The organism is Nocardia sp. NPDC051321 (assembly GCF_044455225.1).
GTDB lineage: Bacteria > Actinomycetota > Actinomycetes > Mycobacteriales > Mycobacteriaceae > Nocardia.
Map to the genome: position 1 here is coordinate 25,316 of NZ_JBITEM010000018.1, position 22,357 is coordinate 47,672.

The 22,357-nt window shown below is 67.8% G+C and carries 19 protein-coding genes; 7 read left to right on the forward strand and 12 right to left on the reverse strand.

What is annotated here, in order from left to right; all coding sequences use genetic code 11:
• Positions 1-55 precede the first annotated feature (55 nt).
• On the forward strand, positions 56-2,029 hold the full coding sequence (locus ACIA8C_RS35955) for a cytochrome c oxidase assembly protein (RefSeq protein WP_397142642.1): 1,974 nt from the start codon (positions 56-58) through the stop codon (positions 2,027-2,029).
• A 13-nt stretch (positions 2,030-2,042) separates the two neighbouring features.
• Here ACIA8C_RS35955 and ACIA8C_RS35960 read toward each other — a convergent pair whose 3' ends face one another.
• Both ACIA8C_RS35960 and ACIA8C_RS35965 read right to left on the reverse strand, forming a co-directional pair.
• On the reverse strand, positions 2,043-4,304 hold the full coding sequence (locus ACIA8C_RS35960; RefSeq protein WP_397142644.1) for a heavy metal translocating P-type ATPase: 2,262 nt from the start codon (positions 4,302-4,304) through the stop codon (positions 2,043-2,045).
• Between the two features lie 10 nt (positions 4,305-4,314).
• The gene (locus ACIA8C_RS35965; RefSeq protein WP_397142646.1) at positions 4,315-5,058 is read right to left on the reverse strand and encodes a zf-HC2 domain-containing protein; all 744 of its coding nucleotides are present in this window, start codon (positions 5,056-5,058) and stop codon (positions 4,315-4,317) included.
• 145 nt (positions 5,059-5,203) lie between these two features.
• Between ACIA8C_RS35965 and sigC the strand changes: the two genes are divergently transcribed.
• Entirely contained in the window at positions 5,204-5,770 is a 567-nt protein-coding gene (gene sigC, locus ACIA8C_RS35970) for an RNA polymerase sigma factor SigC (RefSeq protein ID WP_396993309.1), read from the forward strand.
• A 144-nt stretch (positions 5,771-5,914) separates the two neighbouring features.
• Positions 5,915-7,066 carry a serine hydrolase domain-containing protein gene (locus tag ACIA8C_RS35975; protein WP_397142648.1) on the forward strand — a complete coding sequence of 384 codons (1,152 nt, stop codon included), beginning with the start codon at positions 5,915-5,917 and terminating at the stop codon, positions 7,064-7,066.
• Positions 7,067-7,107: 41 nt separating this feature from the next.
• Here ACIA8C_RS35975 and ACIA8C_RS35980 read toward each other — a convergent pair whose 3' ends face one another.
• The gene (locus tag ACIA8C_RS35980; RefSeq protein ID WP_397142650.1) at positions 7,108-7,959 is read right to left on the reverse strand and encodes a helix-turn-helix transcriptional regulator; all 852 of its coding nucleotides are present in this window, start codon (positions 7,957-7,959) and stop codon (positions 7,108-7,110) included.
• Between the two features lie 87 nt (positions 7,960-8,046).
• On the opposite strand from ACIA8C_RS35980, the gene ACIA8C_RS35985 reads away from it, so the two are divergent.
• A complete protein-coding gene (locus ACIA8C_RS35985) occupies positions 8,047-8,829 on the forward strand; it encodes an SDR family NAD(P)-dependent oxidoreductase (RefSeq protein WP_397142652.1) in 783 nt (260 codons plus the stop codon).
• A gap of 2 nt (positions 8,830-8,831) precedes the next feature.
• Here ACIA8C_RS35985 and ACIA8C_RS35990 read toward each other — a convergent pair whose 3' ends face one another.
• From ACIA8C_RS35990 to ACIA8C_RS36025, 8 genes are read right to left on the reverse strand one after another with little or no spacing between them, the layout of a single operon-like run.
• A complete protein-coding gene (locus tag ACIA8C_RS35990) occupies positions 8,832-9,617 on the reverse strand; it encodes an ABC transporter ATP-binding protein (protein ID WP_397142654.1) in 786 nt (261 codons plus the stop codon).
• Positions 9,617-10,687 (reverse strand): FecCD family ABC transporter permease, encoded by a 1,071-nt coding sequence (locus tag ACIA8C_RS35995; protein ID WP_397142656.1) that lies wholly within the window; start codon positions 10,685-10,687, stop codon positions 9,617-9,619. The genes ACIA8C_RS35990 and ACIA8C_RS35995 overlap by 1 nt, the downstream gene beginning before the upstream one ends.
• Positions 10,684-11,733: an ABC transporter substrate-binding protein gene (locus ACIA8C_RS36000; protein WP_397142658.1), complete on the reverse strand. Its 1,050-nt coding sequence runs from the start codon at positions 11,731-11,733 to the stop codon at positions 10,684-10,686. The genes ACIA8C_RS35995 and ACIA8C_RS36000 overlap by 4 nt, the downstream gene beginning before the upstream one ends.
• A complete protein-coding gene (locus ACIA8C_RS36005; RefSeq protein ID WP_397142660.1) occupies positions 11,727-16,169 on the reverse strand; it encodes an amino acid adenylation domain-containing protein in 4,443 nt (1,480 codons plus the stop codon). Before ACIA8C_RS36005 ends, ACIA8C_RS36000 begins: the two co-directional genes overlap by 7 nt.
• Complete coding sequence (locus ACIA8C_RS36010; protein WP_397142662.1) at positions 16,133-16,369, reverse strand: phosphopantetheine-binding protein; 237 nt, start codon at positions 16,367-16,369, stop codon at positions 16,133-16,135. The genes ACIA8C_RS36005 and ACIA8C_RS36010 overlap by 37 nt, the downstream gene beginning before the upstream one ends.
• Before the next feature lie 5 nt (positions 16,370-16,374).
• The gene (locus tag ACIA8C_RS36015; RefSeq protein WP_397142664.1) at positions 16,375-17,913 is read right to left on the reverse strand and encodes a long-chain-fatty-acid--CoA ligase; all 1,539 of its coding nucleotides are present in this window, start codon (positions 17,911-17,913) and stop codon (positions 16,375-16,377) included.
• Complete coding sequence (locus ACIA8C_RS36020) at positions 17,910-18,449, reverse strand: FcoT family thioesterase (protein ID WP_397142666.1); 540 nt, start codon at positions 18,447-18,449, stop codon at positions 17,910-17,912. The genes ACIA8C_RS36015 and ACIA8C_RS36020 overlap by 4 nt, the downstream gene beginning before the upstream one ends.
• Positions 18,446-19,321 (reverse strand): TauD/TfdA dioxygenase family protein, encoded by an 876-nt coding sequence (locus ACIA8C_RS36025; protein ID WP_397142668.1) that lies wholly within the window; start codon positions 19,319-19,321, stop codon positions 18,446-18,448. The genes ACIA8C_RS36020 and ACIA8C_RS36025 overlap by 4 nt, the downstream gene beginning before the upstream one ends.
• A 298-nt stretch (positions 19,322-19,619) precedes the next feature.
• On the opposite strand from ACIA8C_RS36025, the gene ACIA8C_RS36030 reads away from it, so the two are divergent.
• A complete protein-coding gene (locus tag ACIA8C_RS36030) occupies positions 19,620-20,297 on the forward strand; it encodes a hypothetical protein (protein WP_397142670.1) in 678 nt (225 codons plus the stop codon).
• Between the two features lie 90 nt (positions 20,298-20,387).
• Positions 20,388-20,819 carry an STAS domain-containing protein gene (locus tag ACIA8C_RS36035; RefSeq protein WP_397142672.1) on the forward strand — a complete coding sequence of 144 codons (432 nt, stop codon included), beginning with the start codon at positions 20,388-20,390 and terminating at the stop codon, positions 20,817-20,819.
• Positions 20,820-20,827: 8 nt separating this feature from the next.
• Here the strand turns inward: ACIA8C_RS36035 and ACIA8C_RS36040 are convergent, their stop codons facing one another.
• Positions 20,828-21,859 carry a DoxX family protein gene (locus ACIA8C_RS36040; RefSeq protein WP_397142674.1) on the reverse strand — a complete coding sequence of 344 codons (1,032 nt, stop codon included), beginning with the start codon at positions 21,857-21,859 and terminating at the stop codon, positions 20,828-20,830.
• A gap of 204 nt (positions 21,860-22,063) precedes the next feature.
• Between ACIA8C_RS36040 and ACIA8C_RS36045 the strand changes: the two genes are divergently transcribed.
• Positions 22,064-22,348 (forward strand): hypothetical protein, encoded by a 285-nt coding sequence (locus ACIA8C_RS36045; protein WP_397142676.1) that lies wholly within the window; start codon positions 22,064-22,066, stop codon positions 22,346-22,348.
• Positions 22,349-22,357 lie beyond the last annotated feature (9 nt).

Below are 22,357 nucleotides of genomic sequence, written 5' to 3' on the forward strand. Positions count from 1 at the left end.
CCGCATCCGACCGGTCAGCGAGACCTGGTTCAGGTGCAAACTTTCGTTCTCGAGGATGGTGGACGTCAACGTGCCGGTGAAACGCTCGACAGTCCACCTCGTCTGGCTGGTCGCGGCGGCGGTTCTGCTTGCCCTTGTCATCGGCTCGGTGGTGGAAGCGGGTGACGCGCCCTACCGAGCCGCCGGTACCGCCTACCCCGGTTTCGCGGACGTGCTCGGTTACGTGCTGCTGCGCGTTGTCGCCGCGCTCGCCGGCGCGACCGCGCTCGGCGCGCTGGTCTACGCGGTGTGCTGTACCGCCGTCACCGGTCGCGGCCGCCTCGACGTCGACGGGTATTCCGGGCTGCGGCTCGCCGAGCGGGCCGGCCTGGTCTGGCTGCTGTCGGCGGTGGCGCTGATCCCGGTGACCGCGGCGAATGTGGGCGGGCTGACGGTCTCCGGGCTCTTCCGGATCGGCGCGCTCGGCGCGCTGATCGATGCCAGCGAGAAGCCGAAGGCGTGGATCGTGGTCGCCGTGCTTGCCGGTGTGGTGACGCTGGGTGCCCGAATGTTGTTGTCCTGGAACGGTGCGGCGGTGCTGCTGCTGGTGGCCGCGATCGGCGTGCTGCCGCCCGCGATGGTCGGCAACGCGGGGGAGGGGCCGAATCACGACTACGGCACCGGCGCGATGATCATTTTCCAGCTCGCGGTGTCGGTGCTGCCCGGACTGCTCTGGTGTGTCGCGGAGCACCTGCGCCGCAACGGATCACACGCGCGCACCGCGGTCCGCCGCGGCGCGGTGATCGCGCTGCTGTGCCTGGCGGCGGCCACCCTCAGCGGCCTCGTGCTCTGGCTGATCCTGCTGCCGTGGTCGGCTGTGTTGACCACGGGGTACGGGCGTCTTGCGCTGGTGGTGGTCGCCGTCGCCGCCGACCTCGGGCTGACGATGCGCGCGGTACTGAGACATCGGGAGCCCGGCGCTCGTACCGCCTTCCTGATCGCCTGCGGCGCAGCGCTTTCCGCGATAGCGCTGGCCGCGACCGTGGCCATGGCGGTACAGCCCGCCCCGGCCTTCGCCGACCGCTCGTTCACCGCGCAGGAGGTCTTCCTCGGTTTCGACCTGTTCGATCGGCCCAACCTGCTGCGCCTGATCACGTTGTGGCGCTTCGACATTGTGCTCGGCACCGCCGCGCTGGCCGCGATCGTGCTGTACACGCTCGGCGTGCTGCGCCTGTGGCGGCGCGGCGACGAATGGTCGCGCTGGCGCACCACCTCGTGGATCGGCGGCTGCGTTGCGCTGCTGATCGCGACCTCCTCGGGCATCGGCACCTACGGTTTCGCGATGTTCAGCATGCACATGATCACGCACATGGCCTTGAACATGTTCGTGCCGGTGCTGCTGGTGCTCGGCGCTCCGGTGACCCTGCTGCTGCGCGCCGTGCCCGCGGCCAAGCGCGGCCAGGTGCACGGTGTACGCGAATGGGTGCTGGCCCTGCTGCATTCGCGGCCGACCGCGGTGATCGCGCATCCGGCGACGGCGCTGTCGTTGTTCGTGATCTCGCTCTACGGACTGTATTTCACGCCGCTGTTCGAAAGCCTGATCCGATATCACTGGGGGCACGTGCTGATGAACGTGCACTTCCTGATCGTCGGCTACCTGTACTACTGGGGCATCATCGGCATCGACCCTGGCCCGCGGCGACTGCCGCACCTGGGCAGGCTCGGCGTCCTGTTCGCGGTCATGCCTTTTCACGCCTTCTTCGGTGTCGCGGTGATGTCGATGAACACCGTCATCGGTGCCCGCTTCTACACCAACCTGCAGCTCCCGTGGAACCTAGATCTGCTCGCCGATCAGCGCGTCGGCGGCGGAATCGCCTGGGTCTCCGGCGAAATCCCGATTTTGCTGGTGGTCGGCGCCCTACTCACCCAGTGGGTAGCCCAAGACCGCCGCACCGCGGTACGCACCGACCGCAAAGACGACGACTACGGCGACTCCGACCTAGCCGCCTACAACGCCATGCTGGAACAGCTGGCCCAATCCCGCCGCTGACCCCTTCGGTGGGTCAGCGGTTGAAGTGGACTCGGCGGAGTCGCAGGCTGTTCGAGACTACGAAGAATGACGAGAAGGCCATGGCCGCGCCGGCGATCAGTGGGTTCAGGAAGCCGAGTGCGGCGATCGGAATGGCGATGACGTTGTAGCCGAACGCCCACACCAGGTTTCCCTTGATGGTGCGCAGGGTGGCGTGCGCGAGCTCGATGGCGTCGGCGACCGCGCCGAGATCCTCGCGGACCAGGATGACGTCGGCGGCCGCGATCGCGACGTCGGTGCCCGCGCCGATCGCCATGCCGAGGTCGGCGGTGGCCAGCGCGGCGCCGTCGTTGATGCCGTCGCCGACCATCACCACGCGATGCCCCTGCTCCTGCATGCGGGCGATCAGTTCGACCTTGCCCTCCGGGAGCAGTTCAGCGACAACCTCATCGATGCCGATCTCGTCAGCCACCGACTGCGCCGCGTAAGCGTTGTCGCCGGTGAACATCATGACCCGCAGCCCCAGCCGGTGCAGCCGGGCAATCGCGGCCGCCGCCGTCTCCTTGACGGTGTCGGCGACCGCGATCACCGCGACGACCGCGCCATCGACGGCGACCAGCACGACGGTGCGTCCGGACCGTTCCTGCTGCCGGACAGCACGATTCATGTCCTGCGGGATGTCGATGCCTTGATCGTCGAACAGCCGGGACCGGCCGACCAGCACCGTGCGGCCGTCTACCAGTCCGCGCGCGCCCAATCCTGGTAGCGCTTCGAAGGATTCGACAGAGGGCAGTTCGCCGACCGTCTCGCGCGCGTGGCGGGTGATCGCCGCGGCCACCGCGTGTTCGGAAGCCGACTCCACCGCACCGGCCAGGCGCAGCACCTGCGCCGCGGTGAACGGCTCGCGCTCGGTCACCGCGACCACGCTCATCGCGCCGTTGGTGACCGTGCCGGTCTTGTCCAGTACCACGGTGTCGACGTCGCGGGTGGCTTCCAACGCCTGATGGCCCTTGATGAAAATGCCCAGCTGCGCACCGCGTCCCGAGGCCACCATCAGCGCGGTCGGAATCGCCAGACCCAGCGCACAGGGGCACGCCACGACCAGTACCGCCAGCGCGGCCGCCGCGGCTCGATCCGTACCGGAGCCGGTGGCCAACCAGATCACGAAGGTCACCGCCGTCACCAGGAAGACGAACGGAACGAACACCGCCGCAACCCGATCGGCGATCCGCTGCATCCGCGCCTTACCGGTCTGCGCCTGCTCGACCAGGCGGATCATCCCGGACAGCTTCGTATCCGCCCCTACCGCGGCGGCTTCCACGATCAGCCGCCCGGTGAGCGCGGTGGTGCCGCCGATCACCGCCATGCCCGTCGTCACGTCGACCGGGATGGATTCACCGGTCATCGCGCTGGCGTCGACACTCGAAACGCCGGACACCACAAGGCCATCGGTGGCAATGGTCTCGCCGGGTCGCACCACGAAGCGCTGCCCCTCCACGAGTTCGCCGATGGGCACCCGCATTTCGCGATCGTCGCGGGTCAGCACGGTGACCTCACGCGCACCGAGCGCGGCGAGCGCCCGCAACGCGCTGCCCGCCGACCGCTTGGCCTTCGCCTCGAAATAACGCCCCGCCAACACGAACGCGGTGACGCCCGCGGCCACTTCGAGGTAGATCGCGTCACTGGCCCAGATCGCCGCCCACACCCCGTCGGGTGCGGGCCCGGAACGATCGGGGTGCAAGAACATGGTGTCCAGCGACCATAGCGTCGCGGTGAGCACGCCGACCGAGACCAGCGTGTCCATGCTCGCCGCACCGACCTTGGCATTGGCAAAAGCCTTGCGGTGGAACGGCGCCGCCGACCAGACCACCACCGGCAGCGCAAGCACGGTGAGAATCAGCTGCCAGCCGGTGATCCTGGTGCTCGGGATGGTGGCGAACATCACCGACAGGTCGGCCAGCGGGAAGAACGCCATCAGCGCCACCACCAGCCTGCGCAGCAGGTCGTTGACCGCCGCGTCCTCCGGCGCCGAACTGATCGGCTCGCTGCGGTCGGTGATCGGCGACGCGCCGAAGCCGGTGGCGTCGACCTCGGCGCACAGCTGCTCGGCGGTGATATCGCTGACCGCGTCGATCGTCGCGATCCCGGTGGCATAGTTCACCGACGCGGTGATCCCATCGATCTTGTTGAGCTTGCGTTCCACCCGGGTGGAGCAGGCCGCGCAGCTCATTCCGGTGACTGCCAGGGAGATGCGGTTCGGTTCGGTGCGAGTGATCGAGTCGAGCTCGATGGTCATGAGAGTCCGTTCAGGCGGCGGGATCTTGGGTGGAGCGGAGGTGGCGGGTGCGCCTGCCGAGTTGGGCGCCCGGTGGCAGCACCAGGTCGGTGGGGACGCGGTCGCTGGTCGGCGGCGAGGTTTCCGGGCGGCGCGTCCGGTGCACGACAACGACCAGCGCCAGAGCGACGACGAGCAGTCCGTGTGAGAGGACGCGGGAGATCGGCACCACACCGGAGTACAGATCGGACACCACGAACGCGCTCAACGCGGCGACCAGTACACCGAGCACCGGCAGCACCCCGGCGGCGGCGTGCGGCCGCAGCGCGCAGTAGCTGAACCCGACGCCGATCGCCAGGCTCCACGCGGTGCTCTCGTTGAGCAGGTGGCGGGTCATCTCGGCGCCATGATGATGGCTCATGCCGAAGTCGAGGCCGGCCAGCTGGGCCAGCGCCAACGCGCATTGCAGGAGGCCGAGCACACCGAGCAGGACGCGGGCCAACGCGATCCGCGAGGTCGGCACTGCGGCGCGCAGCCTGGCCAGCGGCGTCGGCCGCGGCCGCTCCAACTCGGCGGCGGCGAAGATCGCATCGGTCAGGTCCGGCGCGTACGACGCGGCGCCGCGCAATCGCTTCGAGGTCTCCACCGCGGCGACGTACCAGGAGCAGCACTCGGCGCACTGCTCCAGGTGCTCGTCAACCCGGGCGGCGGGCACGGTTTCGCGCTCGCCGTCGATCCGCGCCGACAGCGCCGTCCGGCACACTTTGCACTCCACGTCCAGATTGTCGTCTATCGGGACACCGAAGTTCCCAGGCGGTTATTTTTGGTGGCCGCGCTCACTGAAACGGCCGTGGTGACGCACGTTACGGCCGCCGGGCCGGTCGGCTGGCGCCGTGACAGCTGGGGTTATTGTCGACACCATGCCGACGCCCGCCGAGGATGACGAGACGACCCGCCTGGCACTGGCGGCGGCGCGTGGCGACCGGCGGGCGCTGGAGGGTTTCATCCGGGCCACCCAGAAGGATGTGTGGCGGCTGCTCGCCCATCTGACCGAGGTCGGCCGGGCCGACGACCTGACCCAGGAGACCTACCTGCGGGCACTCGGCAGCATCAAGCGTTTCGAGGGCCGGGCCAGCGCGCGCACCTGGCTGCTGTCCATCGCGCGTCGAGTAGTGGTCGATCAGGTGCGGATGGCGGTGGCCCGGCCGAAGATCGCCCACGGCGTCGACTGGGTCGCGGCGGCCGATCGGCAGGTGCCGCGCCGCGACGGGCTCACCGAGATCGTCGAACTCAACCTGCTGCTGGACGATCTCGCGCCGGAGCGGCGGGAGGCCCTGGTGCTCACCCAGGTGCTCGGCCTGTCCTACGCCGAGGCCGCCACGGTCTGCGGTTGCCCGGTCGGCACCGTCCGTTCCCGGGTGGCCCGCGGTCGCGAAGATCTAGTCGCCGCAACCCGATTCGGCATGCGCCGCAGCGCCAACGGCTGACCTGAGCGCCGAAGGCGGCACCCTCGGGTGGGATCCGGCCTGGCACCTTGGTATCGCAAGACCGCGTACCAGGTGGCTCTCGGGGGTGAGGTGTATCCGGCCAGAGCTTCCTAGCATGAGTCCTGCCAACGGTTGGAGGACCAAATGCGAAGGCACAACTATGTTTTCGGTGCTTTATGCGCCACGGCCGCACTGACGCTATGCGCGTGCGGGACCGGGGACCATGCGAATACGCCGGACTCGCCCAGCTATACCGACGTACAAAACATTCTGCAGCGATTGACCACCACTGACGGTGCGCCGGGAGCGCTGCTCGAAGTGAGCGACGCGCGCGGCCGGACGGTACTGAAGAGCGGTGTCGCGGATATCCGGACCCGTGCGCCGATCGCCGACGACAGCCGGTTCCGGATCGGCAGCATGACCAAGATGTTCGTGGCCACCGTGGTGCTGCAACTCGTGGGTGAGCAGCGGGTGGCACTCGACGCGCCGGTCGAGCAGTACCTGCCCGGCATCGTCGAGGGCAATGGCAATGACGGACACGACATCACGGTGCGTCAGCTGCTCCAGCACATCAGCGGACTGCCCGACTACTTGGACTATCTGACCCCGGAGCAGGTCCTGAACGATCCACTCGCGCACCATGATCCACTGGAACTGGTGCGCATTGCCCTGGACCACCCGCCGTTGTTTCCACCGGGAACCAGCTATGCGTACGCCAACACGAATTACCTGCTGGCCGGCCTGCTCATCGAGAAGGTCACCGGCCGACCGTACGCGGCGGCGATCGACCAGCGCATCGTCGAGCCGCTCGGCCTGCGTGCCACGTCGGTTCCCGGGGACGCACCGACCATCGCGGGCGATCATCCACAGGGTTACGGCAAGCAGGGAAACGCCGATCCCCTCGACCTCACGGAGTTCAATCCATCGGTCGCCGGCTCCGCGGGCGGGATGATCTCCAGCGCAACGGACCTGAACCAGTTTCTGGGCGCCTTGCTGAACGGTCGCCTGTTGGGCCCGCCTGAACTGCGGGAGATGATGGCGACCCGGCCGACCGGCAATTCCTACCACGATGCGTACGGGCTGGGTTTCCAGAGCACACCGTTGCCATGCGGCGGCCTGTACTGGGGACACGACGGAGGCATCATGGGCTTCCAGGTGTTGGGCGCGACCACAACCGACGGCCGCAGTGCGACGGTGATGGTCAACATCTACCCGGGCGGCGGCGAAGCACAGGAGGCCGATATTCGTGCCGCCCTTGCCACGGCGTTGTGTGCGAGCAGCCCCGCGAATTCCTGAACACCACGATCGCGCACCACTTCGACACCGCCTGCGCGGCCTCAGCTGGAGGCGTCCATGCGTTGGGTGCCGATGACCGACAGCAGCTGCATGGCGTGCTCGGTCGGTGAGCCCGGCGTAGCGGTGTAGATCACGACCCGCTGATCTCGGTCGGTGATGTCGAGGACATCGCAATTGACGGCGATCGGGCCGACCAGCGGATGTTCGAAGGTCTTGCACAACGCGGGCTCGGCAGTCACATCGTGGGCGGCCCACAGGCGCGCGAACTCCGGGCTTCCGGCGAGGAGTTCGGACACCAGCTCGGCCACCTCCGGATCGTCGGGGTAGCGGGCGGCGGTGGCGCGCAGATCCTGGGCCGCGCTTCGGGCGAATGTGTCCGCGTCCGACACTCCGTACAACCGTCGCCCGTGCAGGCGCGGGCCGAGAAAGGTGCGCCGCACCAGATTTCGGTCGCGTCGGGACAGCGCGGAGAAGTCCTCCATCAACGCGGCGGCCAGCTCGTTCCAGGCGATGACCTCCCAGGTAGCCGACGTCACGATCGCGGCGGCCTGCGGCAGCCGATGCAGCAGGTCGAGGATGCTCTGCCGCACCTCGTGGGACGGTCCGGCGGGTGGACCGGGTGGTGCGCCGGCGAGGTGGTGCAAATGGCCGCGTTCTGCGTCCGAAAGGCGCAGTGCGCGAGTCAAACCGCTCAATACTTCGCGCGACGGACGCGGACCGCGAGCCTGCTCCAGCCGCGTGTAGTACTCGGTCGAGATGAAAGCCAGCTGTGCTACCTCCTCGCGGCGCAATCCCGGGGTGCGGCGGCGTGGTCCTGCCGGCAGCCCGACGTCGGCCGGGGTGATCCGCTCGCGCCTGCTGCGCAGGAAGCCCGCCAGTTCTCGTCTGTCCACACCTTCAGTGTGCTCGGCGGTCGCGGAACCGAGCCAGGTACAGCCGGTACCTGGCTCGGCTCGGCGTTCGAGCCGAGGCTCGCAACCATGGAAAACACACTGACTACGCAGGCGGGGTTACTTGCGGACAAGGTCGCCTTCATCACCGGTGCCGGCCGCGGTATCGGCGCCGCCGCGGCCCGGCTGTTCGCCACAGAGGGTGCCCGGGTAATGCTCGCCGCACGAACGGAAGCGCAGCTGAAGGGGGTGACCGAGGAGGTAAGGGCGGCGGGCGGCACGGCGGACTACGTGCTGTGTGACCTGGCCGATCCGGATAGCGTGCGCGCTGCCGTCGACCACACCGTCGACCGGTACGGACGCCTCGATATCGCCTTCAACAACGGTGCGGCATTGGTGCCGCCCGGTCCGATGGATCGGGTGCGGGAGGCCGATTTCGACTACGTCTACGCCGTGAACCTCAAGGGCGCGTGGCTGGCCATGGTCGCCGAGATCGCGGCCATCCGGGCGAGCGCGGGCACCGGCGCCATCGTCAACACCTCCAGTGTCGGCAGCCTGATGGGCAACTCGGAACTGCCCGCCTACGGAGCGATGAAGCGGGCGCTCAACAGCCTCACCGAATCGGCCGCTGTCACCTACGGCCCGGAGGGTATCCGGGTGAACGCGATCGCGCCGGGCAGCACGCTGACCGAGATGATCCAGGACTGGGAAGCGGACTCGCCGGGCGTTATCGAGCGACTGAACGCGCGCACACCGCTTGGCCGGGTGGCCGACCCGGACGAAATCGCCCAGGCCGCCGCCTGGCTGCTCAGCGACCGCTCCTCCTATGTGACCGGCACCGTCCTTCGGGTCGACGGCGGCCTGGGCGCGTGAAGTCAGGAATCCGCCAAAGGCTTTGCGGCGTAATGCAACCGGATGATGCAGTCGTCGTGGCGGGTTGCGGTGGCGTGCACACCGAACACCTTGCGGAGTAGTTCGGGCGTCATCACCTCGAGCACCTCGCCCGCCGCGACGACGCTGCCGTGGTCGAGGACCACCAGCCGGTCGCAGCAGCGCACCGCGAGGTCGAGTTCGTGCAGCACCGCGAGGGTGGTGATGCCGGTCGTGCGGATCAGCTCGAGTAGTTCGAAGCGGGCTCGGACGTCGAGATGGTTGGTCAGTTCGTCGAGCACGAGTAGGCGCGGCTGTTGGGCCAGTGCCCTGGCGAGCAGCACGCGCTGGCGTTCGCCGCCGGACAGCGAGCCGATGGTGCGGTCGGCGTAGGCGGTGCTGCCGGTCCGCGCCATGGCGTCGTCGACGGCCTGATGGTCGGTCGCGGAGTCCCGGCCGAACAGGCCGTGGTGCGGATTGCGGCCGAGCCCGACCACCTCGGCGACGGTGAGTTCTGGTGAGCCGGAACCATTCTGGAGAACGGCCGCGGTCGTGCGTGCCGCCGCGCGGATCGACATCCCGGAGATGTCGGCACCATCGATCGCCACGATTCCGGTGGCCGGTTGGAGCGACCGATAGATGGTGCGCAGCAGGGTGGTCTTCCCGCTGCCGTTCGGACCGACGATGCCGACGACCGTGCCCGGCGGTGCGTGCAGGGTCACCTTGTCGAGGACCGGGGCATCGCCGAATGTGACACTGACTCCGGCAACGGACAATTCGGCCGAGGACATCACGTGAGCCCACCGTTTCGGCGCAGCAGCCAAAGGAAGAACGGGGCGCCGAAGGCGGCGGTGAAGATGCCGAGGGGCAGTTCGTTCGGTGCGTCGATGGTGCGCGAAAGCAGGTCGACCGCAACCAGATACGCGGCACCGATCAGCGCGGACAGCGGCAGCACCCGCCGGTGATCCAGGCCGAACGCGAGGCGGACCAGGTGCGGAATCATCAAGCCGACGAAGCCGATGCCACCCGCCACCGCGATCAGCACGCCGGTCAGCAGCGAGGCGAGCACAAGCAGCACGATCCGCAGCGTGCGCACGTCGACGCCGAGCGCGGTGGCCTGTTCATCGCCGGTGCCGAGCACATTGAGGCGACGACCGAAGGCGAGCACCACGGCGACGGTCACCAGCACCACCACGGTGACGGTGCCGAGCCGATCCCAACTCGCCCCGGCGACGCTGCCCATCGTCCAGAACATCACCGCCCGTAGCTCATTCGGGGTCGCGCGCAACTGCAGATAGTTCGTCGCGGCGAGCAGCAGATAGCCCACCGCGACACCGGCCAGTACCAACCGAGTCGGCACCAGGGTGCCGCGTTGCTGCCCGAGCAGGAACACCACCGCGATGGTCGCGATCGCGCCGCAGAAGGCCGCGGCGGTAACCCCGACGCCACCGAGAACGCCACCCGCGGTGACGATCACGGTCACCGCGCCGAGCGAAGCGCCGGAGGACAGCCCGAGCACATACGGGTCGGCCAGCGGATTGTTCACCAGCGCTTGCAGAATCACGCCGGCCACCGCGAGACCGCAGCCGCACAGCGCGGCCAGGATCACCCGGGGCAGCCGGTAGTTCCAGACGATCTGGTCGACGGTGAAGCCGACATCCGGTGTCTTCCCGGACAAATGGGCAAGAATCACCCGGCCGGTGTCGGCGGCGGACACGGTGACCGAGCCCGCGGCGATCGACAGCAGCAGCACGGCGAGCAGTACCGCCGCCGACGCGGCAAGCACGATCGGCAGCGGCGCCGCCGCGAGTGGTGGCCGGGCGGTACTGCGACTGGTGGTCGCCGCGCTCCTACGGGTCATCGGAACTGCTCGGGGTGCACGAGTTTCGCGATGCGCCGCACCGCGACGTCGTTGCTCGGGCCGAGATAGATCGAGTCCGCAAGCACCGCATAGTTATTGGTCTTCGTCGCGGTCCACTGGGGGAACTGCGCGAGGATTCGCTTGGCGACCGCGTCGATGTCGGGGCTGCGGTAGTTGATTACCACGAGTCCGTCGATCGGCGTCACCGCGAGCTGCTCCTTGCTGATCGTGACGAAGGTGGTGCCGTCGTCACGGTTGAACGGGTTCGCCGCGCCCGCCTTGTCGATCACGTCATTCCAGATGCCGCCCGCCGCGATGGCGGAGAAATCCGAGGCGTCGCCCATGCCCATGCCGGGGAAGACGAGCAGCACATTCTTCTTCGGTTGCCCGGCGACTCGGCCCGCGGTGTCGGCGTTGGCGCGTTGCGAGTCGGCGATGAGGCGTTCGGCTCGGCCTGGCACGTCGAAGATGGTGCCGAGATCGCGCAGCAGGGCGTAGCTGTCCTCGATCGTCGGTGTGCCGGTGACGGCACCGGTCACGCCGCAGTTCGCCCGGGGCACATAGGTATTGGCGCCCGCTGCGGCCAGTTCCTCGCGGGTCGCGAAGCCCTGGTCGGCGGCGAAACCGCCGCCACCGGTGGAGATCACCAGGTCGGGGTGCTGGCCGAGCATCGCCTCGCGGGGTATGTCCTGCAGGCTGTTCGGCGTGAACTGGCCGGTCGGGATGGCCTCGATCGCGGCGGCGCGGTCCGGTACGTCGGAGGCGCCGTAGGACTGCGCGTTGGCCACCACCCGGTCGGCGACACCGAGCGCGATGAGCGAGGACACCTCGCCGACCGAACCGCCGTTCATCACGACGACACGTTTCGGTGCTTCGGTGAACGTGTAGGTTTTGCCGCAATTCTCCAGCGATACCGGATATTTGGTGACGCCTTCGGTAGCCGCCGACGGTTTGGCGTCGTGGGTTTCGGTCACCGAGGTGCTGCACCCGGTGACGGCGAGGGTGCTTGCCGCGAGTGTCAGTAGCAGCGCGCGTTTGATCAGCATGGGTGCCTCTTCGATAGTTGCGCCAGCGCCGGGACGGCCGGTGGCGCGGGAAGGAATCGGGTCTCGATCAGGTAGTCGATCCCGGCGGTCAGCGCGGTGGCGGAATCCGGCTGTGGGAGAGCCGAATCGGTGAGTGCCGCGAGCAAGTTGTCGCGTCCGTAAGTGACCGCGTCATCCGGGGGAGCCAAATGTGCGGTGTGCGCGCGGGCGATAGTCAGCGAGTGGTCGCCCTGTGCGGACGCTCGATCCGCCATGGCGGTCAACCGGGCGCGCCAGATCGAGGACGGGACGGCCGCGACCGGATAACCGCGCTCACGCAGCGCGTCGACGATGGTGGCGAACGGCAGCGGATGGTCGCTGGTCAGGTGCAAGGTCATGGCCGTCGGCCGGTGCGCGACCAGGTGTGCGATGGTGGCGGCGACCCAATTCACCGGCACCATGTCGATGCTGCCCGCGTCGTAGATCTCCGCCGGGACGGCCTCGAGCACGATCATCGCGCGAATCAGGCTCCAGAACGCGTCATCCGGGCCGGACGCTCCGGTCCGGGAGTGACCGCCGATGCGACCGGGCCGGTAGACGGTGACCGGCACGCCGCGGTGTGCGGCGGCGTACACCAGACCTTCCGCGACCCACTTGCTCGCGACGTATCCGTTGTGCGGCAACGAAGTCGCGGCCACGCGCCGGTCTTCGGTGAGGGTCAGCGGATTGCCGTCGACGGCGAACGCGGTGTCGACGGAGGAGACGAAGTGGACCGGTTTGGGCGTGCCGGTGGCCGCGAGGCGCAGAATGCGTTCGGTGCCTTCGACATTCGCCGGGCGCAGCCGAGCGTACGGCTCGAAATGATGCACTCTGGCGCCGTTGTGCACGATCGCATCGACGGCGTCGGCCAGCTCCTGGTAGCGCGTGTGCGACAGGCCGAACCGGGGGAGGGCGAGATCGCCCGCGATCACGGTGATCCGGCGCGTGCGGCCAATTGTCGGTGTGCTGTCGAGACGGTAACGGGCGAACGCGAATTGTATGCGATGTAGCGCGGCAGGATCATCATTCGCGCGCACCAGGCAGTACACGTGCAGGTCGGTACGTTCGAGCAGCGCCGCAAGCAGGAACGCTCCGAGGAATCCGGTGGCTCCGGTGAGTAACACCGCGCGCGTCTTCGCCGGTGGTTCGGCCGTTGCGCGAATGGTGCCGTCGAGCTGCGTATCCGCGTCTAGATCCGTTGCTGTCCAGGATAATTCGTCACTATCCCGGCCGGATTCGAGGCGCTCCGCGAGCCCGGCGACGGTGGGTGCGTCGAACATGGCACGCAGATCCCACCGCACCCCGAAGGCCGCCCTGACCCCGTTCAGCACCCGCGCCGCGCGCAGCGAATGCCCACCGCGCGCGAAGAAGTCGTCGTCGATGCCGACCGACTCGACCTCGAGCGCCTCGGCGAACAGCCGGGCCAGCGCGTGCTCGGTGGCGGTACGCGCGGGCCGTTCGGTGAACTCGGCGTCCGGTGGGCCGGGCAGTGCCGCTCGATCCAGCTTCCCGTTCGCGGTGTGCGGCAGCCGATCCAGCGCGACGTACACCGACGGCACCATGTAGTCGGGCAGCCGTTCGGCCATGTGCACGCGCAGGGACTGCGCCGCCGGTGCACCCGCGCCGGGTGTTGGCACGACATACGCGACCAAGACCTCCGCATCGACACGCACCGCGCCCGCGTCGACCTGAGGATGGGCGACCAGCGCGCCCTCCACCTCACCGACCTCGATCCGGTAGCCGCGCAACGACATCTGGCTGTCGCCGCGGCCCAGATACTCGAGGTGGCCGTTCTTGTGCCACCGCACCAGATCGCCGGTGCGGTAGAGGCGGCTGCCGTTCGCGTCGAACGGGTCGGCAACGAATCTTCCCACGGTCGCCGCCGACTGGCCGAGATATCGCTGACCGACCGGTGTTCCGCCGACATACAGTTCGCCGACGACTCCCGGTGGTACCGGGCGCAGCGCGCGATCCAGCACATGGCAGCGGCCATTGGCGACCGGAACCCCGATGGATGGCGCGGTATGCGCGGCGATGCCGGTCCAGGTGGCGTCGACAGTGCATTCCGTTGGGCCGTACAGGTTGTAGACCGAGACCCCCGGCTCAGCGCGCAGCGTGGTCCACAACGCCGGATCGGCGGCCTCACCGCCGAGCGCGATCACCGTCGGGCGGTGCGCTCCGGCGAACAACCCGGCGGCCAGCAGCTCTCGCGCGAAAGTCGGTGTCACGTCGAGAAAGTCGACGCGCTGGTCCTGGATGTAGCGCACCAGACGATGCGGATCGCGTCGCAGCTCATCATCGATGAAATGCAGCTCATGCCCGGCGAGCAACCAGAGCAGACCTTCCCACGCGGTATCGAAGGTCATCGACGCGGTGAGCGCCGCCCGCATCCGCCGCCCGCCCTGCGCCGCGACCGCGGGCTCGATCAGATGTTCACGATGGTGGTGGTACAGGTTCACCACCGACCGATGCGAAATCACTACGGCCTTAGGTGTTCCTGTGGTTCCTGAAGTGTGGATCACCCACGCTGGGTGCTCGGGGTGCAGCCGGACCGGCGGACGCGGGTGCTCGGTTGATTGTGCTGTGGTACTTGGGGTTTTATCGAGTTCGATGGCGCGGTCACGCAATTCGGCGGGAATCAGCCCTGCCAGGGCGGTCGTGGTGATGACCGCGGCTAGTGGTGCTCTGTCGGCGAGGTCCGCTAGGAGTAGCGCCAATCGGGACGCAGGCTGCCCGGGATCGAGCGGGACATAGGTTGCACCGCAGGTGAGTACGGCGAAGAGTGCGGCGATGGCGTCGCTGGTGCGAGGAAGTAATACCGCCACGGCGTCACCGCGGTGCGTACCCGCCGATGTCAGCGCGGCACTCACTCGCCGTGTCCGCAGCGCGAGTTCGCCATAGGTGAGAGCGTGTTTCGTCCCGCCCGCATTCGTGGCGACGAGTGCGGTAGCCGTCGTGGTGCGGGCGACTTGGGCGGCCAGCAGATCGTGCACCGTGCTGTCCGGCCGAGGGCGTTCCGGGCCGCGACTGTTGGTGCGCAACCACTCTCGTTCGCCAGGTAAGAAGAGATCGGCGGCATCGAGCGGTTGATCCGGTGCGTCCAGAACGCGGCGGAGGAACGTGGTGAATCGCCTCAGGTGGGTGGCCAACTCGGTCGACGTGTACGAGCTCGGGTGACCGTCGAGATACAGCGCGGGACCGGTGCCGTCGATCCGGTCGTACAGATTGAAGACCAGGTCGTCGATCATCCCCGCGGTGACATTGCGCACCACACTGGTGCAGTCGCCGAAGCGTAGGTCGTAGTCGAACAGCATGATGTTGACCGACGGGCCGTACATGCCGCGATCGCTGCCGACCAGACCGAGGTCACGACGGACCTGTTCGCTGCGGTAGCGCTGATGGCGCCGGCCGCGGACCAGGTGCCGCGCCACCCGGCCGGTCAGCTCCGTCAGCGTCGGATCGTCCGCGAAGTCGGTCCACAGGGCGACTCCGTTGAGCGTCATGCACGGAACCCGCAGCGCCGGTGTGCCGGTCCGCAGCATGACCGGAAGCGCGAGACACACCTCGCGTGCTCCGGTCATCCGGTGCACGTACCCGGCGATCGCGGCGGTGAGCACGTCGGTCCAGTTGGCGCGGGAAGTCTCCGCGACGTTCCGTAGCAGCGCGACGGTATCGGGATCCAGTGCGGTGTACTCCCGAAGTGTCTGCCCGGCAACTGATGTCGAGCGCGGCGCCGCATCGGACAGGGTCACCGGAGCGGGCCGATCGCGGAGGTAGTCGAGCCAGAACGCGCGGTCGTGTTCGAGATCCGCGGAATCGGCGTACGCGACATCCGCGTCGACCACGGCGTCCCACGACCCGAATGCGTAAGGCGGCTGTGCTGTTCCGGCCACCCTCGCCGTGTACAGCTCGGCAACACGTCGCGCGATCAGTGCCATCCCATAGCCATCGAGCAGGATGTGATGCACCCGGTGGTACCAGAGTGTCCGCCGCGTATCGAGCCGGAACACGATGTGCGCGAACAGGATGTCGCTGGTCAGGTCGACCGGCCGCGAAACGTCTCGACCCATCAGATCCAGCGCGGCACGCAGCGGATCCGGTTCTCCCGAAACATCCACCACGCGGACCGCCCAGACGGGCGACTCCGCAACCTGCCGTGGACCATCATCGATGAACCGAACGTGCAGCGCCGCAGCCTCATCGATGGCCGCGTGGATGGCGGTCACCAGAGCGTCCACCACGACCGGTCCGGAAATATCCACGTATTCCGCGATATTGAAGACCGGCGACGCCGGGTCGAGCTGCTGACCGAGCCAGACGCCCAACTGCGCGGAGGTCAGCGGCCGCCCCGAACTCACGACCGCGCCGCGCTGAGGCTCGCTCACGGCGCGGGCCGGGGCGCGAGCAACCGCCACCATGCGGCCAGCGTCGGATTCTCGGCCAGGTCGACGAAAGCCGGTGCGGCGCCGCGCGACTTCCAGCGTTCGATCAAGCCGATCAACCGCACCGAATCCAGTCCGGCGGCGAACAGGTCGTCGGTGTCGGTCAATTCGTGCGGCTCCAGATAGAGCACATCGGCGATGTCCGCCCGCACGGTGTCGTAGGTGAGTGGTTCCATCGCGCTCAGTTGACCTGTCTGTCCCGGTCGGCCCAGAACCGGTCGCGCAGCTGCCAGCGCAGGATCTTGCCGCTGGGATTGCGCGGGATGCGGTCGACGAATTCGAATCGCACCGGAATCTTGAACCAGGCCAGGTGCTCCCGGCAGAACGTCATCAGCTCGCGCACCCGGACCTGCTCGCCCGGCCGGCACGCGACGAACGCGTGCACCGATTCGCCGAGCGCGTCGTCCGGCACGCCGATCACCGCCGAATCCGCCACGGCGGGATGCCGGGCGAGGGCGTTCTCGATCTCGGCGGGATAGATGTTCTCGCCGCCGACAATGATCATGTCTTTCAACCGGTCTCGGATATACAGGTAGCCGTCGGCATCGACGTATCCGGCGTCCCCGGTGTGGATCCAGCCATTGATGAGCGTTTCCGCTGTCGCGTCCGGCAGATTCCAGTAGCCGAGCATGGCGGCGGGCGAGTGCAGGCAGATCTCGCCGACCTCGCCGGGCCGCCGCGGCGTGCCTGCCGCGTCGATGATCCGCACGGACACACCGGGATACGGGCGGCCCGCCGCGGCCAGCCGATGATTGCCCGGCACGTGTTCGGTGGGCGGCAGGCAGATCGCGGTGTTGCCGGTTTCGGTCAGGCCGTAGATCTGGGCGAACTCGGCACCGAAGAGCTCCAACGCTTCTCGGAGCAGCGTCTCCGAAATCGGCGATCCGCCATAGACGACCTTGCGCACCGAACCGACCGCTTCTGGCGTCACCCGCGGTTCACCGAGGATCAGTCGCAGCATCGACGGAACGACACACATGGTGGTGATCCGAGCCTCTTCGATGATGGCCACCGCGGTAGTGCTGTCGAATTGCGGCATCGCCACATTGGTGATCCCCGCCGCGAAACCCTGCATGGCCCACCAGATTCCACCGACGTGAAAGCCTGGGATGCCGATCAGATTTCGGTCGCCGTCGCGGAACTCGAGCCAGTCCAGCCCGGCCTCGTCGAGCGCGTCCGCGATGGCGAAGAAGCTGCGCTGCGCCAGCACAACACCTTTGGGCAGCCCGGTGGTTCCGCTGGTGTACAGCTGGATCAGGGCGTCATCGCGCCCCGAGGGCCGCTCGCCGGGATCGGGGTCGGCGACACCGGCCAGCCATTCGGTGAACTCGTCGCCGTCCATCCGGACCGACCGCACTTGCGGTGCGGCCGACCGGGCGATGTCGGCGGTATCGGCATCGACCAGCACGAGCTCGCTACCCGAATCGCCAATGATGTGCTCGACCTCCGGCGCGGTGAGCCGGAAATTGATGGGCACCAGCACCGCGCCGAGCCGCGCGCAGGCGAAGAACAGGCCGTAGTAATAGACGGACTCCTTGCCCAGGTATGCCACCCGCGCGCCGTTGTCGATCCCGGCGGCACGCAGCGCACGGGACAGCCGGATGCTGTCGGCGCGCAGCCCCGCGTAGTCGAGTCCCACCCCGGCGCACGCGATGGCGAGGGTGTCCGGACGATTCCGCGCGTGCTCGGCCAGCATCGACGTCACGGTGCGCGTTCTCAAAGTACCGCTCCCAGCGGTCGGGCCGCGGCAACAATGGCCAGGCGAACGGTGCCTGAGCAGTGCCCGCCGTTGTCGTCCCAGCACCGAAACGACGTGTCCAGCGAGGTGAACGGCGCACCGTCGACCGAGCTCGTGCGCTCCTGGCTACCGCCGAGGGCGAACTCGCCGTAGAACCGCCGTGGATCGATCGGCCGTCGATATTCGCTGTCGAGCCGGGTGATCAGGATGTCGGGTAGCTGGCGCCGCCAATAGTCCGCCATCGTCCAGTGGCCGAACAGCGCACCGACGCGGTGCCGTACCAGCACCGCGATGGTCTGATACAGCATCTGGTTGTAGCAGATGTTCACCTCGACCGAATTGAGGTGACCGGTCGCGTCGATATAGCAGGACTCGGGAATCTCGAATGTTCCCGTGGCACTGGCTTGTTCGCCCAGCGCCTCGACCGTGAGTTCGCGCAGATACCTGCAGTGTGGCTTGTAGCAGCGCAGTACCTCCGACAGCAGCAACGGATCGTTCGGGAACACCTCGCCGGTCATGCCGGGATGCCCTCGTCGTCGTACACGGTGACCCGGTGCGAGACCGCGGGTTCGCAGGTGGTGTTGTGCAGCGCCCGGTGCACCAGGCTGCGGTTGTCCCAAATGAGCAGATCACCCCGCTCGAAGGTCTGCAACCGGATCGCCGGATGCTCGAAGGTGTCATCGAGCTGCCCGGTGGTGGAAAGCAATTCGTGCAGGAGATCCGGTCGGTCGGTGCCATCGGCCGCGGTGATGGATTCGGTGAGACCCTCGCTGACGTACACGACAGGCTCACCGGTGTGCGGGTGCGGGTGCACCGTCGGCAGCCGCACCGGCGGCGTCTTGCGGTCGATCTCGGCAAGCACCTCCGAGATCGGCCGGTAGACGTCGCTCGGGCGGATCTTGAAGTAGCGGCGGACGCTGTGCGTCGCCACCGTGTCGGCCACCGATCGCCGCAATTCGAGGCTGAGCTGCTGGTAGGCGCGGGCGAGGTCGATGAAATAGGTGCCGCGGCTGTGCGCGGGCACCACCTGGGTGTGGGTGAAGGTCAGGTCGAACGGGCGCGCCATGAACTGGTAGTCCGAATGCCAGAACTTGCCGGTCTTGGGCACCCCGACTCGCTGCTTACCGGTGTCGACATTGGACGACACGAACACTTCCGGCACGTCCGGGTGGTGGTAGATCGGCTCGTAGTACCGGATCGGCTCGCCGAAACCACTTGCCAGCGCGACGAATTGGCGCGGATCGAGCTCGATGCCCTTGATCACCGCGATCCGCTCGCGGTACACGGCGCGCTTGACCGTACGGATGTCCTCGCGCGATGTGGGATCGAAGTCCTCGACCACCACACCGAAATCTCCCTGCGGGCTGATCCGCATGGCTGTTCGCTGCATAACCACTTAGTCGGCCCACTACGCGCTGTAGTTCCCGGCAATTTTGGGTGGTTTGTCCGTGCCGGGGCGGTCGCTGTGAGCTAGCCGACACTCGGCGAGTAGTGGTTGCACGGTGCGCCCGACTGGGGCTAGCGTCCTTCCGCGGTACCGAGTACCGCTCCGCACGGCGACCCGAAAAGTCTCGGACGATTCGCCAATAACGCCTCTGTGCAACAACTTTCGTACTCATTCGGGCGCTATGGGCGCACGAGAGACCGCGCGCCCGGATTGTGCCGAGGCGAGAAGATGAGGAATCCCCATGGGTAGAACAACATTGGTGACGCTGGCCGCCTGCACGGTTGCCGCACTCGTCGGTGCCGCGGGCACGTCACATGCCGATCCCGCGACGCCCGAAATGCACTACACCGCAAGCATGGTCGACAGGTCGGTGGTGCTGACCATCGACGCGGGCACGCTGACCACCGGCGACGGGAAGTTTCTGGTCAACGATCCTAGCGGGCGCCTGCTGGTCTCGATGCCACTCAGCTATCAACAAGGCAACGCAGTGTGGCCGATCACAGCGAAGATCGTTGGCAACACGGCCACCCTGATCCCGAGCATCGATCCGGCAGCCGCCCATCCCGCCCCCGCTGAGCTGCGTGACGTCGCCATCGATCCGCAATCCGCCGATTTCAACACCGCCGTAATGAACTTCGCCACCGTCGCGGGTCTCGGCGTCGCGCTCGGCACCTTGATCGGCACGGCCGTCGGCGCGGGCATCGGCTGCATTGCGGGCGGTGCGCTGGCCGGTGCGGCGACGGCGGTCCCGACCATCGGCGTCCTGGCCGTCCCCGGTTTCCTCGGCGGCTGCCTGGTAACCGGCGCCGCCGCGGCTCCGATCGGCGCGATCATCGGCACCATCGCGCTCGGCGTGCCCGCTGCCGTCATCGGCGGCCTGCTGTTCGCGGGAGCGATGGGCAAACAGGCGACGAGCTGAGCGACTCGGGCCGCTGTACAGACCTGACCTGCCATGCTTCACTTGGTAGAGAGGTCTGTCCCGTGTGGTGGCAGGCCGAGGAGTCGGCATATGTCCCGCAACGACGACGACCGGTTCGCTGCCCCACCTTTGGACCGGTCGGTACTGGAAGTCACTGACGTCCTTCGTTTTTCGGTGTGCCGTCCGCGTCGCAATACCGCCATGATGCTGGTCGATGGCGAGATCGATCTGCGGACCGCGCCGACCTTCCGCGACCAGCTCTGCCGGCTGTTCGGCGGCGGTGCGGTCACGGTCGTCATCGACCTGTCACCGGTCACCTTCCTGGGTGCCGCTGGGCTCCGAGTATTGGTCGACGCTCAGGCACAAGCCGAAAAGAGCAGGCGCCGCCTGATATTGATCACCACGGCGCGCTGTGTCGATCGCGCGCTCGAGGTGACCGGCTTGGCGCCCAGCTTCCATCGGGTGAGGTCGCTGGACGCCGCACTGGCCGACACCGCCGTCGGATACGAAGAAACGGCCTGACTTTCGGCTCAGTTCAGCCTTTTTTCGACACGGTGCCGCGCGGTATCGGCGAACCGGCCACCCCGCTTGCGGGCGGTGTCGGCGAGCTCGGGACCACGCTCCCGTGCGGTGTCCGCCAACTCGGCACTGCGTTCCTTGGCGACCTCCGCGAACTCGGCGCCGCGCTCCTTGGCGAGTTCGGCCCACTCGGCCCCACGGTGTTTGGCCACATCGGCGAGTTCCGCGCCGCGTTCCCTGGCGAGCTCAGCCAGCTCGGCGCCGCGTTCGCGGGCGAACTCGGCCCACTTCGGTCCGCGTTCCCGCGCGAGCTCGGCCCATTCGGCGCCGCGGTGCTTGGCCACATCGGCCAGTTCCGCGCCGCGCTCCTTGGCGGTCTCCGCCAGCGGCGCGGCGTGTTCCTTTGCGGCAGCGGCCCATTCGGGGCTGTGCTGCTGCACGGTCTCGGCGAGCTCGGAACCCTTGGCGGCGGCTGCGCTACCGAAACTTCCTGCCGCGGAGGCGACTTCGTGGGCGCGACGCTTCAGCACCTCGCCGGTGGCACCGTCCGAGGAGCCGGTGAACGGCAGCGCGGCGGTGACCGTCGCGGCCGCATCGCGGGCGGCCCGCTTGCCGCGCCAGCCGAGCGACGGCTTGCCCTCGGTATCCGCCGCGGCGATCATCAACCCGCCGAGCAGACCGAGATCCTTGAGGAACGCGTTGCGCTTGGTCGCCTTCTGCGCCGGGTCCGGTTCGTTCCAGAAGTCCTGCTCGGTGACCGTGGCCGGGATGACGGTCGCGGCCAACACCAGTGCGGCCAGGCGTGGCGCCTTGCCGAGCGCCAACAGCACACCACCAGCTACCTGGGCGCCCGCATTGATCCGAACGACAGTTCCTGGATCGTTCGGCAACTTCGCGGCGTATTCCTCGGGCAGCTGACGCTGGCCTCGCTGCACCAGCTCGGTCGCCGCCTTGACGCGCGTTTCCGGGTGCCGCAACGTATCGACACCCTCCACGACAAAGACAGTGGCCAAAAGCGGGCGGGCAAGTCGGCGTAACAACATGACGGATCCCTTTCCTCGACGGCTCTATTCGACCGGGTTCCCGGAAGGTCTCGCATCAAACCCGGTGGGCGGGGAGTAGCGGGCGTATCGGACACAGAATCTACACCCAGTAACGGCAAATATTGAGCGAACGATCAGCAGTGTGTGGATCCGAGGGAGATCCGCCCGACATGGCCCGCGATGCGCCGCCGGAAGGTACCGCCGATGAACTCCACCACGGCCCCAACGACATTCGAGGCGATCGTTGCCCCGCTCCCGGCCGCCCCTGGTTGCACTTTCCGCTTCGATACCGTCCCCTGCCGACATCGCGCCGAATGGTTCATCCGCAAGCGGCCGTGCTGCCATGCCGAGGGCGTCGACTTCATGTGCGACACGTGTCACATCCGGGTCCACTGGCTGCTCACCCTCGGCATCGAATTCGAGTGCGCCGGTTGCGGTTCCCGTTCCGACAGCTTCGCCGCGCTGTACCCGACGGCGGCGCCGCTCTGAGGCGAGGCG

Excerpts from the sequence above, each read along its gene's own strand:
- ACIA8C_RS36010 (WP_397142662.1), bottom strand. The coding sequence starts at position 16,369 with ATGGAACCACTCACCTACGACACCGTGCGGGCGGACATCGCCGATGTG.
- ACIA8C_RS36040 (WP_397142674.1), bottom strand. The coding sequence starts at position 21,859 with ATGTTGTTACGCCGACTTGCCCGCCCGCTTTTGGCCACTGTCTTTGTC.
- ACIA8C_RS36030 (WP_397142670.1), top strand. The coding sequence starts at position 19,620 with ATGGGTAGAACAACATTGGTGACGCTGGCCGCCTGCACGGTTGCCGCA.
- ACIA8C_RS35995 (WP_397142656.1), bottom strand. The coding sequence starts at position 10,687 with ATGACCCGTAGGAGCGCGGCGACCACCAGTCGCAGTACCGCCCGGCCA.
- ACIA8C_RS36035 (WP_397142672.1), top strand. The coding sequence starts at position 20,388 with ATGTCCCGCAACGACGACGACCGGTTCGCTGCCCCACCTTTGGACCGG.
- ACIA8C_RS35960 (WP_397142644.1), bottom strand. The coding sequence starts at position 4,304 with ATGACCATCGAGCTCGACTCGATCACTCGCACCGAACCGAACCGCATC.
- ACIA8C_RS35985 (WP_397142652.1), top strand. The coding sequence starts at position 8,047 with ATGGAAAACACACTGACTACGCAGGCGGGGTTACTTGCGGACAAGGTC.
- ACIA8C_RS36025 (WP_397142668.1), bottom strand. The coding sequence starts at position 19,321 with ATGCAGCGAACAGCCATGCGGATCAGCCCGCAGGGAGATTTCGGTGTG.
- ACIA8C_RS36005 (WP_397142660.1), bottom strand. The coding sequence starts at position 16,169 with ATGGTGGCGGTTGCTCGCGCCCCGGCCCGCGCCGTGAGCGAGCCTCAG.
- ACIA8C_RS35990 (WP_397142654.1), bottom strand. The coding sequence starts at position 9,617 with ATGTCCTCGGCCGAATTGTCCGTTGCCGGAGTCAGTGTCACATTCGGC.
- ACIA8C_RS35955 (WP_397142642.1), top strand. The coding sequence starts at position 56 with ATGGTGGACGTCAACGTGCCGGTGAAACGCTCGACAGTCCACCTCGTC.
- ACIA8C_RS36045 (WP_397142676.1), top strand. The coding sequence starts at position 22,064 with ATGAACTCCACCACGGCCCCAACGACATTCGAGGCGATCGTTGCCCCG.
- sigC (WP_396993309.1), top strand. The coding sequence starts at position 5,204 with ATGCCGACGCCCGCCGAGGATGACGAGACGACCCGCCTGGCACTGGCG.
- ACIA8C_RS35975 (WP_397142648.1), top strand. The coding sequence starts at position 5,915 with ATGCGAAGGCACAACTATGTTTTCGGTGCTTTATGCGCCACGGCCGCA.
- ACIA8C_RS36000 (WP_397142658.1), bottom strand. The coding sequence starts at position 11,733 with ATGCTGATCAAACGCGCGCTGCTACTGACACTCGCGGCAAGCACCCTC.
- ACIA8C_RS36020 (WP_397142666.1), bottom strand. The coding sequence starts at position 18,449 with ATGACCGGCGAGGTGTTCCCGAACGATCCGTTGCTGCTGTCGGAGGTA.